Annotated in this window: 12 protein-coding genes; 3 read left to right on the top strand and 9 right to left on the bottom strand. The window is 63.9% G+C overall.

Annotated elements, in window-relative coordinates; all coding sequences use genetic code 11:
* Window positions 1-76 precede the first annotated feature (76 nt).
* From P8T11_RS24615 to P8T11_RS24605, 3 genes are all read right to left on the bottom strand, one after another.
* Entirely contained in the window at window positions 77-610 is a 534-nt protein-coding gene (locus P8T11_RS24615) for an isochorismatase family protein (RefSeq protein WP_268079600.1), read from the bottom strand.
* 269 nt (window positions 611-879) lie between these two features.
* Window positions 880-2,553, bottom strand: a complete 1,674-nt coding sequence (gene ettA / locus P8T11_RS24610; RefSeq protein ID WP_268079601.1) for an energy-dependent translational throttle protein EttA — start codon at window positions 2,551-2,553, stop codon at window positions 880-882.
* An 86-nt stretch (window positions 2,554-2,639) separates the two neighbouring features.
* Window positions 2,640-3,566, bottom strand: coding sequence for a DMT family transporter (locus P8T11_RS24605; protein WP_268079602.1), 927 nt, complete (start codon window positions 3,564-3,566; stop codon window positions 2,640-2,642).
* A gap of 330 nt (window positions 3,567-3,896) precedes the next feature.
* Here P8T11_RS24605 and P8T11_RS24600 point away from each other — a divergent pair, with 330 nt between their 5' ends.
* Window positions 3,897-4,418 carry a hypothetical protein gene (locus tag P8T11_RS24600; RefSeq protein ID WP_268079603.1) on the top strand — a complete coding sequence of 174 codons (522 nt, stop codon included), beginning with the start codon at window positions 3,897-3,899 and terminating at the stop codon, window positions 4,416-4,418.
* Between the two features lie 24 nt (window positions 4,419-4,442).
* Here P8T11_RS24600 and P8T11_RS24595 read toward each other — a convergent pair whose 3' ends face one another.
* The 6 genes from P8T11_RS24595 to P8T11_RS24570 form a co-directional block, all read right to left on the bottom strand.
* Window positions 4,443-5,432 (bottom strand): ABC transporter ATP-binding protein, encoded by a 990-nt coding sequence (locus tag P8T11_RS24595; RefSeq protein ID WP_268079604.1) that lies wholly within the window; start codon window positions 5,430-5,432, stop codon window positions 4,443-4,445.
* Window positions 5,429-6,409: an ABC transporter ATP-binding protein gene (locus P8T11_RS24590; protein WP_268079605.1), complete on the bottom strand. Its 981-nt coding sequence runs from the start codon at window positions 6,407-6,409 to the stop codon at window positions 5,429-5,431. Before P8T11_RS24590 ends, P8T11_RS24595 begins: the two co-directional genes overlap by 4 nt.
* 7 nt (window positions 6,410-6,416) lie before the next feature.
* Window positions 6,417-7,331, bottom strand: a complete 915-nt coding sequence (locus P8T11_RS24585) for an ABC transporter permease (RefSeq protein WP_268079606.1) — start codon at window positions 7,329-7,331, stop codon at window positions 6,417-6,419.
* Window positions 7,331-8,320, bottom strand: a complete 990-nt coding sequence (locus P8T11_RS24580; RefSeq protein ID WP_100852959.1) for an ABC transporter permease — start codon at window positions 8,318-8,320, stop codon at window positions 7,331-7,333. The genes P8T11_RS24585 and P8T11_RS24580 overlap by 1 nt, the downstream gene beginning before the upstream one ends.
* Before the next feature lie 64 nt (window positions 8,321-8,384).
* Window positions 8,385-9,956, bottom strand: coding sequence for an ABC transporter substrate-binding protein (locus P8T11_RS24575; protein ID WP_268079607.1), 1,572 nt, complete (start codon window positions 9,954-9,956; stop codon window positions 8,385-8,387).
* A 203-nt stretch (window positions 9,957-10,159) separates the two neighbouring features.
* Window positions 10,160-10,663 carry a MarR family winged helix-turn-helix transcriptional regulator gene (locus P8T11_RS24570; RefSeq protein WP_268079608.1) on the bottom strand — a complete coding sequence of 168 codons (504 nt, stop codon included), beginning with the start codon at window positions 10,661-10,663 and terminating at the stop codon, window positions 10,160-10,162.
* A gap of 369 nt (window positions 10,664-11,032) precedes the next feature.
* Here P8T11_RS24570 and P8T11_RS24565 point away from each other — a divergent pair, with 369 nt between their 5' ends.
* Window positions 11,033-13,300 (top strand): indolepyruvate ferredoxin oxidoreductase subunit alpha, encoded by a 2,268-nt coding sequence (locus P8T11_RS24565; RefSeq protein ID WP_268079609.1) that lies wholly within the window; start codon window positions 11,033-11,035, stop codon window positions 13,298-13,300.
* Window positions 13,301-13,313: 13 nt separating this feature from the next.
* Complete coding sequence (locus P8T11_RS24560) at window positions 13,314-14,858, top strand: indolepyruvate oxidoreductase subunit beta family protein (protein WP_268079610.1); 1,545 nt, start codon at window positions 13,314-13,316, stop codon at window positions 14,856-14,858.
* Window positions 14,859-14,879 lie beyond the last annotated feature (21 nt).

Raw genomic sequence — 14,879 nt, 5'->3', positions numbered from 1 at the left:
AGGTTTGCCCAGGAATTGTGTCAAACGGCGAGAGAATAATTGCGTGCCCCAGGGACGATGTTGCAGGACGCGTCGGCTATTTGACGAGACGTAACACCTCGCGAAAGCGCGGATGTTCGCAAGTTTGCATCCATTCGAATATCGCCATTTCCGATGTGACGATCTCTGCGCCATGCGCCCGCGCGCGGCGCAGCGCCGCATGGTGATCCGAGGGCTTGCGCGAACCCGCGGCGTCCGACACCAGCACCGCGTGGTAGCCCATGTCCGCCAGGCCGATTACCGTTTGCAGCACGCAGATATGCGCTTCGCAACCGGCCACCAGAATTGTTTTGCGCGCCGCCGGCAACCAGGCTTCAAAGCCAGGTTCGCGCGCGGAAGAGAAGTGCATTTTCTGAAACGTGGATTGCACAAGATCACGCAACGGATCCACGGTAACGCCAAGCATCTTGCCGTGGTGTTCCGTGGCGACAACCGGCACATCGAGTATCCGCGCGGCTTGCGCGAGCTTGTGCGCGGTATGCAGCACGGCTTCGTTATCGTGAATCGCGGGCATCAGCCTGCCCTGCATATCGACGATGAGCAAAGTGGAATCGGAGGCTTGCAGCAGCATGATGAGTGGCTCCCAAGTGGATGCCTAGAATCTACAGCAGGTCGTAGGATGGGTGAAGCGCGATACGACAAAGAAAAGAATGCGATATAGAACGCGCGCAACCCATCAAGCGACGGTGGATCATGAGGGAGATTGGCCATAACGCAGCGGTTGCGTGATGGGTTGCGCGCGTTGGGCGGCGGGTTTTTTGTGCAAGCCAGCCCGCGCTTCACCCATCCTACAAGAGGCAGGCCCACAAAAAAATCCCGGCGTCGCCGGGATTTTTGGGCTTACTTCAGTGCCTTGTAGCGCAGGCGCTTGGGCTTGGCGCCTTCTTCGCCCAGGCGGCGCTTCTTGTCGGCTTCGTACTCTTGGTAGTTGCCGTCGAAGAACACCACTTGCGACTCGCCTTCGAATGCCAGGATGTGCGTGGCGATACGGTCCAGGAACCAGCGATCGTGGCTGATGACCATGACGCTGCCGGGGAACTCCAGCAAGGCGTCTTCCAGCGCGCGCAGCGTTTCAACGTCGAGGTCGTTGGACGGTTCGTCAAGCAGCAGCACGTTGCCGCCGGCGATCAGCGTCTTGGCCATGTGCAGACGGCCACGTTCACCGCCCGACAGTTGGCCCACTACCTTGTTCTGGTCGCCGCCCTTGAAGTTGAAGCGGCCCAGATAGGCGCGCGACGACATTTCGAACTTGCCCACGGTCAGGATGTCGGCGCCGTCGGCCACCGCGTCGAACACTGTCTTCTTGTCTTCCAGCGCATCGCGCGACTGGTCCACATAAGCCAGCTTCACGGTCTGGCCGATGGTGACTTCGCCCGAATCCGGTTGCTCGCGGCCCGCGATCATGCGGAACAGCGTGGACTTACCGGCGCCGTTGGGGCCGATGATGCCGACGATGGCGCCAGGCGGAATCTTGAAGCTCAGGTCGTCGATCAGCAGGCGGTCACCATAGGCCTTGCTGACGTTGTTGAATTCGATGACCTCGTTGCCCAGGCGCTCGCCCACCGGAATGAAGATTTCCTGGGTTTCGTTGCGCTTCTGGTATTCGTAAGACGACAGTTCCTCGAAGCGAGCCAGACGCGCCTTGGCCTTGGCCTGACGGCCCTTCGGGTTCTGGCGCACCCACTCCAGTTCTTTCTTGATGGTCTTCTGGCGGGCCGATTCCGAGGACTCTTCCTGCTTCAGGCGGTCTTCTTTCTGTTCCAGCCAGGAGCTGTAGTTGCCCTTCCAGGGAATGCCGTAGCCACGGTCCAGTTCCAGAATCCACTCAGCGGCGTTATCCAGGAAGTAGCGATCGTGGGTCACGCCGACCACGGTGCCGGAGAACTTGTGCAGGAATTGCTCCAGCCATTCCACGCTTTCGGCGTCCAAGTGGTTGGTGGGTTCGTCAAGCAGCAGCATGTCGGGCTTGGACAGCAGCAGGCGGCACAGGGCCACGCGGCGCTTTTCACCACCGGACAGGTTGCCGACGATGGCGTCCCAGGGCGGCAGGCGCAGTGCGTCGGCGGCGATTTCCATCTGGTGTTCGATGTCGTCCGAACCGCTGGACGCGGCGGCGGCGATGATGGCTTCCAGGTCGGCTTGCTCAGCGGCCAGCGCGTCGAAGTCGGCATCCGGTTCTGCGTACGCGGCATAGACCTCGTCCAGGCGCTTCTTGGCGGTAACGACGGCGCCCAGGCCCTCTTCGACCGATTCACGCACCGTGTGCTCGGGGTTCAGTTGCGGTTCCTGCGGCAGGTAGCCGATGTTCAGGCCCGGCATGGGGATGGCTTCGCCTTCGATCTCTTTATCGACGCCAGCCATGATCTTCAGCAGCGTCGACTTGCCCGAGCCGTTCAGGCCCAGCACGCCGATCTTGGCGCCAGGAAAAAACGAAAGCGAGATATCACGCAAAATCTGCCGCTTGGGCGGCACGATCTTGCCGACGCGGTTCATGGTGTAGACGTATTGGGCCATGGGCTCGTATAGGGAAAGAAAGCTGATGAACCGTCGATTGTAGGCCGGAACCCTGACAGGCGCGCGTCAGGGACGGAACCGCCCGTTCAACCCGCCGCCTTGCCCGCGCGCGCGCCCAGGCGAGGCGTGCGCATCTGCGCCAGCATCACGCCCGCCAGCGCCAGCAAACCGCCCACGATGTGGAACAGATGTGGCTTTTCGCCCAGGAAGACAGACGCGATGGCCACCGTGCCCACCGGCATCAGGTTCAGGAAAATGCTGGCGCGGTTGGGGCCCAGGTGCTTGACGCCCTGCATCCACAGGAAGGGCGCAAACAGGGACGGGAAGATCGCGGCATACAACACCAGCGGCACGTTGTCGGCATTCAGCGGCGACGGCGCGGCCATCAGGAACGCGGGCAGCTGGAACAGCACGCCGAAACCGATCTGCACATACAGCGACACCCACGGCCCCACCGGCAAACCCCAGCGGCGCAGCAACACCCCGTATAGCGCATAGGCCAGCGCGGCCAGCCCCATCAAGAGGTCGCCGGGGTTGGCGCCCACGGACAGCAAGCGGGCCGGGTCGCCTTCGCCGATCAGAAGCGCCAGGCCCGCCAGCGACACCAGGCCGCCCAGCATCGCCATCAGCGTGGGCCGCTGGCGCAGCACCACCGTGCCCACCGCGATGGTCAAGAGCGGGATCATGGCGGTGATGATGCCCATGTTGGTGGCCGTGGTGCTGGACGCGGCCACATAGGCCAGCCCCTGGTATAGCGCCATACCCAAGCCGCCCAGCACGGCGAATTTCGGCAGATAGGGCCAGATCAGCCTGCGCTGCGTCCACACGCCCCGCAGGGCAAACGGGGTCAGCACGGCGCCGGCCAGGGCCCAGCGGTAAAACCCGATGACGGCAGGCGAAATGACCCCGGCGGCCATCTTGGTAACGATCATATTGACCGACCAGATCAGGGCCGCCAGCAGCGGAAACAGCAAATAGCGGGCAGGAATGGCGGAAGGTTCGGAGCGCGTCATGGGCGGTGATGCGTAATGGGAATATAGGAACAGGCCGCAAGTGTAGGCCCAGTCCGAATGACGGTGTGTTGCCGCCATCCGCCATCTGGATACCGCCGCAAGCCTGGCAATACCGCCAGAAGGAAGGCAAGGGTGAAGGCGAAGGGCATTACGCCCGAATCACGCTTCCGGCTCACGCTTCCGGCTCACGCCCGCGCCGGCCTGACAGCCTTGTCACGCCGCGTCATCCAAGCGTCTGATGCAACGCAAGGCCGATCGCGCGACAATAGCGCCTGACTTTATGTATCTTGCCGTGCCGTCGCGGCTTCATCGCGCCCAGGAATCCCCTTCATGTCCGCCTCTGCCACTCCCCCCGCCTCCGTGACCCATTTCAGTACATCCGAACTGGACATGCTGGCCAAGACCGCCGACGCGCTCAGCGCCTACCTGGGCAAGCCCGTGCTGGCCGAAGTCATCCTGGGCGATGAAGGCACGGAGTGGGTCACGTTTGGTGTCCCGCTGGACGAAAGCGCCGAAGCGGACGAAGAGCAGACCCACGTCCAGATGGGCGGCGCGGGCTCGCGCCTGCTGGGTAACCGCGGCGGCCTGCCGCATGCCGACGACGACACCTACGATTGCCTCTACCTGTGGGCCGTGCAGATTTCCTTGAACGAAGGCGAACGCTTCATCAAGCTGGACCACGATGGCGAAGAGTCCGCGTGGTCCGACAATCTGGAAGACGTCCTGCCCTTCGCCCTGACCGAGGAACCGCAGCCGGATCCCACCGCGCAGGAAGAGGAAGACGACGAAGACGATGAAGATGACGAGGACGACGACACGCCGTATGACTCGGTGCACGAGCCCCGCCACTGAGACAGGTCGGGGCTGCTGCTCCCGTTACACGCGGCCTTCCTCCACCGCGTGGCACGCCACGACTGACACCCCCGTCAGCATCGCCACCGGCGCTTCGGCCCGGCACCGGTCATTCGCATGCGGGCAGCGCGGATGAAACGTACACCCTGAGGGCGGATTCAACGGGTTCGGCACCTCCCCCGCCACCGCCGTGCGCGACTTTCCGGCCCCGTTGATGTCCGGAATCGCTTCCAGCAGCATGCGCGTATACGGATGCCGGGGTCGCGCGAACAGCTCGTCGCGCGGGGCCACTTCCACCATGCGGCCCAGGTACATCACGCCCACCCGGTCGGCCACGTGATGCACCACCGCCAGGTTGTGCGAAATGAACAGGTAGGTCAGCCCCAGCTCGCGCTGCAGGTCTTTCATCAGGTTCAGCACCTGCGCCTGCACCGACACGTCCAGCGCCGAGGTGGGCTCGTCGCACACCAGGAATTCCGGGTTTACCGCCAGCGCCCGCGCAATCGAAATGCGTTGGCGCTGGCCGCCTGAAAACTGGTGCGGATAGCGGCCCTGGTCCGCCGGGTCCAGGCCCACCTGCTTGAGCAGTTCGCTGACGCGCGCCACGCGCTCGTCGGCCGTCATCTGCGTATGCGTCAGCATCGGCTCCGCAATGATGCGGCCCACGCGCCAACGCGGGTTCAGGCTGGCATAGGGATCCTGGAAAATCATCTGCAAGCGCTTGCGCAAGTTGCGCCCGCCCTTTTCAGACATCCGCGACAGCGGCTGGCCGTCGAAATGGATATCGCCGCGCGTCAGCCCGTACAGGCCCACGAGCATGCGCGCGACCGTGGATTTTCCACAGCCCGATTCGCCCACCAGCGCCAGCGTTTCGCCACGCGCGATGTCGAACGACACGCCGTCCACCGCGCGCAGCATCACGCGCGGCTTGCCGGCCAGCTTGCGCTCCAGCCAGGGCGGCGACACATCGAACCAGCGCGCCGCGTCTTTAACTTCCACCAAGGGCGTGCTCATGCGACCACCATCGTTTTATCGTCATGCAACCAACAGGCCGCGCGGGACGTGCCCGCCGGCATCAATTCGGGGCGCTCGGTCGCGCAGCGCGGCAAGCGCTGGCCGCAACGCGGGTTGAACGCACAGCCCGGCGGAATGGCATTCAGCCGCGGCATGCTGCCGTCAATCTGCACCAGCCGTTCGGTATGCCCGTCCATGGACGGAATCGACCCCATCAGCCCCGACGTATACGGATGGCGCGGTTTGTGGATCACGTCCGCCACCGGCCCGATCTCGGCCACACGGCCCGCGTACATCACCGCCACGCGGTCGGCGGTTTCCGCGATCACGCCCATGTCGTGCGTGATCAGCATCACCGCCGTGCCGTGCTCGCGGCACAGGCGTTTCAGCAATTCGATGATCTGCGCCTGAATGGACACGTCCAGCGCCGTTGTGGGTTCGTCGGCCACCACCAGCTTGGGCTCGGCCGCCAGCGCCAGCGCGATCACCACGCGTTGGCGCATGCCGCCCGAGAACTGGTGCGGATAGTGGTCGATACGTTCGCGCGCGGCCGGGATACCGGTGGACGCCAGCAACTCCACCGCGCGGTTACGCGCCTGCGACCACGTCATGTCCAGGTGCGTGACGATGGTTTCGGCCAACTGCCGGCCCACCGTGTACAGCGGGTTCAAGGACGTCAGCGGGTCTTGGAACACCGCGCCGATTTCGCGGCCGCGCACGCGGCGCATCTGCTCGTCGGGCAGGTTGTCGATGCGGCGGCCCGCCAGCAGGATTTCACCCGCGGCGATGCGCCCCGGGGGTTCCAAGAGGCCGATGATGGACGCGCCGGTCAGCGATTTGCCCGCGCCCGATTCGCCCACCACGCCCAACACTTCGCCGGCCTGGATGGAAAAGGACACGTCGTCCAGGGCGCGTAGCGTGCCGCGACGCGTGGGAAATTCCACGCGCAGGTTGCGGACTTCCAGTAGTGCGCTCATGGTTACCTCAATTCAGCCGCGGGTTGAGCGCATCGCGCAGCCAGTCACCCAGAAGGTTGACCGACAGCACCAGCAGCACCAGCGCCGCGCCCGGGAAAATGGTGATCCACCATTCGCCGGAAAACAGGAAGTCGTTGCCGATACGGATCAGCGTGCCCAGCGACGGCGCGGTCGGCGGCACCCCTACTCCCAGGAACGACAGGGTGGCTTCGGTGATGATGGCGGTGGCCAGGTGCACCGTGGCCAGCACCAGCACGGGCCCCAGCACGTTGGGCAGCACGTGGCGGAACATGATGACGGGCGAGGCCACGCCGATCACGCGCGCCGCCTGCACGTATTCGCGGTTCTTCTCCACCAGCGTGGAGCCGCGCACCGTGCGTGCGTACTGGGGCCAGCCGGCCAGCGCGATGGCGCCGATCAGCACGGGAAACGCGATCAGCTCGTGCATGTCGCGCGGCACCGCGGCCCGCGCCACGCCATCGATCAACAGCGCAATCAGAATGGCGGGGAACGACAACTGCACGTCCGCCACGCGCATGATGAAGGCGTCGATGCGTCCGCCCGCATAGCCCGATATCAGCCCCAGCACAATGCCGATCAGCATCGACAGCAGCACCGACGCCAGCCCGATCAAGAGCGATACGCGGGTGCCGTACAGAATGGCCGAGAACAGATCGCGGCCCTGGCTGTCGGTGCCCAGCAGGTAGTTGGCCTGGCCGTTGTCCTCCCAGGCGGGTGGCAACAAGGCGTCCAGCAGTTCCACGGTGGTCAGGTCGAAGGGGTTGTGCGGCGCGACCCAGCCGGCGCCGAACGAGCCGATCAGCAAGACGGCCAACAGCAGCGTCGCCAGAATGGCCACGGGCGCCCGGCGCCAGGCCCAGGCAATGTCGCTGTCCCACCAGCGTTTGAGTACGGCGCGCATCAATGAGCCCCCCCGGCGCGAGTCATTCCCGAACGCAAGCGCGGGTCTACGACGAAATACAGAAGATCGACGACCAGGTTGATCACCACGAACACCAGCGCGATCAAACACAGGTACGCGGCCATGACCGGGACGTCGGCAAATTGCACCGCCTGGATGAACAGCAAGCCCATGCCCGGCCACTGGAACACGGTTTCCGTGACGATGGCAAAGGCGATGATGCCGCCCAACTGCAAGCCGGTAATCGTAATGACGGGCACCATGGTGTTCTTCAGCGCATGGCCGAAGTGGATGGCGCGGCGCTTCAAGCCTCGGGCGCGGGCGAACTTGATGTAGTCCGACCGCAGCACTTCCAGCATTTCCGAACGCACCAGGCGCAGCACCAGCGTCATCTGGAATAGCGACAAGGTAATGGATGGCAGGATCAGGTGCTTCCAGCCGGTGGCCGTGAACAGGCCCGACGTCCACCAGCCCACGGCGACGGTTTCGCCTCGCCCGTAGCTGGGCAGCCAGCCCAGTTGCACGGAGAACACCAGAATCAGCAGGATGCCGATCAGGAAAGTGGGCAGCGACACGCCCAACAAGGAACCGGCCAGCAGCATCTGGGATACCAGGCTGTTGCGCTTGAGCGCGGTGTATACGCCCAGCGGCACGCCCACCACCAGGGCCAGCAAGGCAGCCACCATGGACAGCTCAAGCGTGGCCGGCAAGCGGGATTTCAACAGGGTGGAAACGGGTTCGCTCTGACGCAGGGAAATGCCGAAATTTCCTTGCGCGGCGTTGGCCACGAAATGGCCGAATTGAACGATGGCGGGCTCGTTCAGGCCCAGGCGCTCACGCAGCTCGATGCGCTCGGCATCGGTGGCGTCCTGCCCCAGCATGATGGTGACAGGGTCGCCGACGTATTGAAAAAGCACAAAGGCCAGTAGCGCGACGGTGAGCATCACCGCTACGGCCTGCAACAGGCGACGCAGTATGAAAGCAAACATAGGGGAACAACCAAAACAAGACGGCGGGAGCCGGGTGGGCTCCGCGCCGTCTGGTTAGCCGGGATCAGTCAACCTTGACCCAATCGGCAACAAGGCGATTGTCGGCACGGTGGATAACCGTGACGTTCTTGCGCATCGCCCAGGGGATGACCTGGTCATGCAGCGGGATATGGCCGAAGTCCTTGGCGTGCCCTTGCAGCACGGTGATGATGTCGGCGTCGCGCTTGGCCGGATCGGTTTCGGTCTTGATGCGATCGATGATGACGTCAAGTTCCTTGTTGCTGTAGCCGCCCAGGTTGTACATGCCGTCGGCGCCCTCACCCTTGGTGCGGATCAGGTTCTGCAGCGTGTACATGGCGTCGAACGTGGGCACGCCCCAGCCGAACAGGTAGGCGCTGGTGTCAAACGACTGCACCTTGGGGAAGTACGTGGAACGCGGCATGGCGTTCATCGTGGCCTTCACGCCCACCTTGGCCCACATGCCGACCACGGCCTGACAGATGGCTTCGTCGTTGATGTAGCGGTTGTTGGGGCAGTCCAGCGTGAAGTTGAGCGTGCCGTCGTAGCCGGCTTCCTTCAACAGCGCGCGGGACTTTTCGGGATCGTAGGGCACGCGCTTGTGCACCGATTCCGCCCAGCCGTGAACCTGCGGCGCGATCATCGTGCCGGTGGGCGCGGACAGGCCGCGCATCACGGCGCGCTTGATGGCGTCCACGTCGATGGCGCGATACAGCGCTTCACGCACGCGGATGTCCTGGAACGGGTTCTTGCCCTTGATGTTGGAATACTGCAATTCCGGACGCTTCTGGTCCAGGCCCAGGTAGATGGTGCGGTATTCGTTGCCTTCCACCACCTTCTGCGCCTGGCGCAGGCGTTGCAGGTCTTGGGCGGCGGGGTCCAGCACGAAGTCGATTTCGCCCGACAGCAGCGCGGCGGTGCGGGTGGCGTTCTGCTTGATCGGCGTGAACACCACTTCGGTCACGTTGCCGACCTTACCGGCCTTGTTCCACCAGTCCTTGTTTTCTTCAAAAACGGTACGCACGTCCACTTCGCGCGTCTTCAGCTTGTACGGGCCCGTGCCGTTGGTGTTGCGCGCGCCGAAGGTCTCTTCCTTGTTGACGTAGTCCTGCGGCTTGGCGATGTTGTTCTTTTCCGACCAGGCCTTGTTCATGATGAACACGTTGGTCAGCTGGCGCAGCAGCACCGGATTGGGCGCCGAGGTTTCGATCTCGATCGTCAGGTCGTCGACCTTGCGCGCTTCCTTGATGCCGGTTGTGTAGGCCTTGTAGTTCGAGGTGGGCGCCATGGCGCGGTGAATCGAGAACACCGCGTCGTCGGCCGTGAAGGCCGCGCCGTCATGGAACTTCACGCCTGGGCGCAGCTTGAATCGGTACAGGGTCGGCGACACCTGTTCCCATTCCGTGGCCAGGCGCGGCACCAGCTTGAATGTCTTGTCGTAGTCCACCAGCGGCTCGTAGATGTAGCTGTTGGCGGCGATGGTCATGCCCTCGTTTTGCGAGTGCGGGTCGAACGTAAGAATGTCGCCCTGGGCGGCCCAACGGAAAGTCTTGGCCTGCCCGATCGAGGGCACGGCCACGGCGGCGGCGATCGCGATAGCAATCAAAGTGCGGCGCATAGTGGGTTAACTCCTGACATTAGTCTGAATACCGGCGCGAGTGTGCCTAGCCCCAAGACCCCCGTCAATTCAGGGTTTATGCGTACCGTTACCCCTTTTCACAGAGGAAGAACTATTAAGGGACGTATATGCAAGTAACAAAATAATTGGATCGAACAGCGTTCGAGTGCGCCGATGCCACGGACATGGATGTCTGGCGCTCATTACTCGTCGTCGATCGGCAGCTCCAGCGGCACGTGCTCGGTCATCAACACTTCCAGCATGTCGATCAGCAGCGCCGCTTTTTCTTCACCGAACGGCGCCAGCACCGCCTTTTGATGCTGCAAGGCCTGCTCGCACAACGCCGCGATCAAGTTGGTGCCTTTGGTGGTGATGCATACCCGCGTTTGCCGGCGATCCGCCCGCACGCCCGTGCGCGCCACCAGCCCATCGGCCTCCATGCGCTGCACCACCTTGCTCAAGGTGGGCTGCTTGGTGATGGCCAATACCGCCAGGGTGCCGATGGTTTCGCCGGGGCTGCCTTCCAGGCTGGCCAACACCCGCCATTCCGTGACCGACAAGCCGGCCGCCTTCACCTGCAAATGGAATTCAGCCGAAATGCGCTGGCTGGCCTGCGCCAGCAGATAGGCCAGATAGCCGTCGACGAAACGCGGCCCCGACGTACCGCGACCTGTCAAAAGGGTGTCCCGCTGCTTGTCCAACCGCATGTTGCTGTGCCCCCACGCACCGGAATTTCGTGAACGGCCCATGGCCGGAAAGCGCATTGCACCACGACGGCGCAAACGCGCGCCATGATGTGCCGCAATGCTGTTGCGCAGCACAGGGTATACCCCGAATCGCAACCCGTTTTTGCACCATGCCAGGGACGAAATCCCGGCAGGTAGCTAGAGAACAACCAGTATATACACCCTTGTTTTTGCGTGGTATTTTTTGATTTCCATGAAATTTCATCTTTTTTGTTGACAGCTAAAACGTTGACTCCTAAAGTATTTTTAAGACGAAAATTTCGTGACACGACGATGCTGCACGGCAGCAAGGCTTGAGGACCGGCAAACCGGCCCAACCAGGAGTTCGAGATGGCTGAAAGGTCTTTCAAGAAAGAAGTCCAGCAGTTGCGAATTGGCGCCGGCGAAGAGTTTCGCGGCGAAGGCATACTTGCCGTCACGAAGGCTTTGCTGCAATCGGGCGTGGGCTATGTGGCGGGCTACCAGGGCTCACCCATCTCGCACCTGATGGACGTGCTGGCGGACGCCAACGAAATCCTCCAGGAACTCGGCGTGCACTTCGAGGCCAGTGCCTCGGAAGCCACCGCCGCCGCCACGCTGGCCGCGTCCGTCATGTACCCGATACGCGGTGCCGTCACGTGGAAATCCACCGTGGGCACCAACGTGGCCTCGGACGCGCTGGCCAATCTGGCATCAGGCGGCGTCACGGGCGGCGCGCTGGTCATCGTGGGCGAAGACTACGGCGAAGGCTCGTCCATCATGCAGGAACGCTCGCATGCGTTTGCCATGAAATCGCAGATCTGGCTGCTGGACCCGCGCCCCAACCTGGAAAGCATGGTCAAGGCCGTGGAAGACGGTTTTGAATTGTCGGAAGCCAGCAAGACGCCGGTCATGCTGCAACTGCGCATTCGTGGTTGCCACGTGCATGGCCGCTTCATCGCCAAGGAAAACAAGCGCCCCACGTTCTCGCTGGCCCAGGCGCTGGAAAGCCCGGCGCGCGACACCAGCCGCATCGTGCTGCCGCCCGCGTCCTTCCTGCACGAACAGGAAAAGATCAAGGACCGCTGGCCCGCCGCCATCCGCTACATCAAAGAGCACAAGCTGAACGAGCACTTCGACGGTGACCAGGACGATATCGGCCTGATCCTGCAAGGCGGCTTGTACAACGGCGTCATCCGCTCGCTGCAACTCCTGGGCCTGGCCGACAACTTCGGCAACAGCCGAATTCCGCTTTACGTCATGAACGTGACCTACCCCGTCATCGAAGACGAGGTCACCGAATTCTGCCGTGGCAAGCGCGCCGTGCTGCTGCTGGAAGAAGGCCAGCCCGATTACATCGAACAGAACCTGCATGCCGTGCTGCGCAAGGCGGGTATCGACACGCATCTGTCCGGCAAGGACGTGCTGCCGATGGCGGGCGAATACACCACGCAGGTGATGCGTGACGGCCTGCGCGAATTCTTGAAGCGCCATCGCCCCGAATCGCTGCAGACGCATGCGGCAGTGGCGGTGGATGCACAGGCTGAAGCCCAGGCCGAAGCCGAGGCACAAGCCGCCACCCGCCAACTGGAAATCACGGAAGTCTCGCGGCCGAAGCCCGCAACCCCGCCCGCCGCCAAGCCCACCGAACAGCCCATCACCTTTCACAAGCAGGTGCAGGGCCTGGCGTCGGTGGTGCCACCACGCCCCGCCGGTTTCTGTACGGGCTGCCCCGAACGCCCCATCTTTTCCGCGCTGACGCTGGCGCAGGAAACGCTGGGTCAGCACCATATTTCGTGCGACATCGGCTGCCACCTGTTTTCCATTCTGCCGCCCTTCAACCTGGGCGCCACCACCATGGGCTACGGACTGGGCGCGTCCAGCGCGGCGGCCTTCAACGTGCCCGCCGCCAAGCGGCCCATCTCCATCATGGGCGATGGCGGCTTCTGGCATAACGGCTTGTCGTCCGGTATCGGCAACGCGGTCTTCAACAAGTACGACGGCGTCATCGTCATCGTCGACAACTTCTACGCCTCGGCCACGGGCGGGCAGGACATTCTGTCGTCGCGCGCCGACAACCCCGACCGCTCCACCAACAACCCCATCGACCATGCCGTGCGCGGCGTGGGCGTGAAGTGGGTACGCACGCTGGACCGCACCTATGACGTGGCCAAGGTACGCGCCACGCTGGAAGAAGCGCTGACCACCGACATCAAGGGTCCCAAGGTCATCATCGCGCAGTCGGAATGCATGCTGAACAAGCAGCGCCGCGTGAAGCCGCTGTTCAACAAGGCGGTCAAGGAAGGCCGCCGCATGGTGAAGGAACGCTTTGGCGTGGACCCCGACGTCTGCACCGGCGACCACGCCTGTATCCGGCTGTCGGGCTGCCCGTCGCTGTCGGTCAAGGACAGTGGCGACCCCTTGAAGGAAGACCCCGTGGCGCACGTGGAAAGCAGTTGCGTGGGCTGCGGCAACTGCGGCGAAGTCGCGCATGCCGCCGTGCTGTGCCCGTCTTTCTACCGCGCCGACATCGTGCACAACCCAACCGGCACCGACCGCTTCCTGGCGCGCATGCGCGGCGCGGTCATCGGTTTCCTGCAACGCCGCCGCGCCGCGCGGCTGGCTCAATACGCCCTGTAAGGACTAGCCCTTCATGAACCCGGTGGCAATGCAGCAAGGCAACCCGATCAAGATCGCCATCCTGGCCATGGGCGGCCAGGGCGGCGGCGTGCTGGCCGACTGGATCGTCGACATGGCCGAGCACGCCGGCTGGTGGGCGCAGACGACTTCCGTGCCTGGCGTGGCGCAACGCACCGGCGCCACGATCTACTACCTGGAATTGCTGCCCGAAGCCGACGTGGCACGCGCCGGCCGCGCGCCCGCGTTGGCCTTGATGCCCACGCCCGGCGACGTGGATCTGGTCGTAGCCGCCGAATTGATGGAAGGCGGCCGCGCCATCCAGCGCGGCCTGGTCACGCCGGAACGCACGGTGTTGCTGTCGTCATCACATCGCAGCTACGCCGTCAGCGAAAAGTCCGCGCCGGGCAACGGCATTGCGGACCCCAACAAAGTGCTGGAAGCCGGCCGCGCCGCCGCCAAGCGCTTCCTGTGCTTTGACTTGCAAGACCTGGCCGACCGCGCCGGCAGCGTCATCAGCGCCAGCCTGTTTGGCGCGGTGGCCGGCAGCGGCGCGCTGCCCTTCACGCGCGAAGATTTCGAAGCCACCGTGCGCCGCGCCGGCCTGGGCGTGGACGCCAGCCTGCGCGCCTTCGCGCTGGGCTTCGACGCGGCGCATCAGGCGCCCGCCCAACCCGCCGCCATCGACCTGACGCGCCCCGTGGCCGACGTGCCCGAACGCGCCGCCAGCCCGAAGACGCAAGCGCTGCTGGACACCATCAAGCGCGACTTCCCCGCCTGTGCACAGCCCATGCTGACGGCCGGCGTGCGCCGCCAGCTTGAATTCCAGGACGCCGCCTATGCCGCCGACTATCTGCGGCACATGAAAGCCTTGCGCGACCTGGATGCGCAACACGGCGGCGACGCTCAGCAATGGGCGCTGACCTGTGCCGCCGCGCGCTATGTGGCCACCGCCATGGCGTATGACGACGTGATCCGGGTGGCCGATCTGAAAACACGCGGCACGCGCTTTGAACGGGTGCGCCGCGAAGTGGGCGCGCGTGCCGATCAACTGGTGATGACCACCGACTACATGCATCCGCGCCTGGAAGAAATCTGCGGCACGATGCCCACGAGCCTGGGCCGCTGGCTTGAAGGCTCCAAGGCCTTTGGCGGCTTTGTGGAACGCCGTCTGGGCAAGGGGCGGCTGATGCAAAGCGGCACGCTAAGCGGCTTTCTGATGCTGTATTCGCTGGCCGGCATGCGCCGCTTTCGCCGCCGCACGCTGCGCCATCAGATCGAAGCCGAAGGCTTGCGGCAATGGCTGGACCTGATCACCCGGCTCGCGCCACGGGACTACGCGCTGGCGGTTGAAACCGTCAACTGCCGCCGCCTGGTCAAGGGCTATAGCGACACGCATGTGCGCGGTGGCGGCAAGTATCGCCAACTGCTTGCGGCGGCCGAGCAACTGGTGGGTCGGCCGGACGCCGCCGCCTCGTTGCGCGCCTTGCGCGAGACCGCGCTGGCCAGCGAAAGCTGCGCCCCCATGGAACGCCAGATGGCTGAAAAGCTGGCGGCCTGATCCAAAAGACCCGAATACCGA

It is taken from the genome of Achromobacter spanius (assembly GCF_029637605.1).
In the GTDB taxonomy this organism is placed as follows: Bacteria; Pseudomonadota; Gammaproteobacteria; order Burkholderiales; family Burkholderiaceae_B; genus Achromobacter; species Achromobacter spanius_E.
Note: the sequence above shows the minus strand (reverse complement) of the source record. Positions and strands in the feature narration are given on the sequence as shown.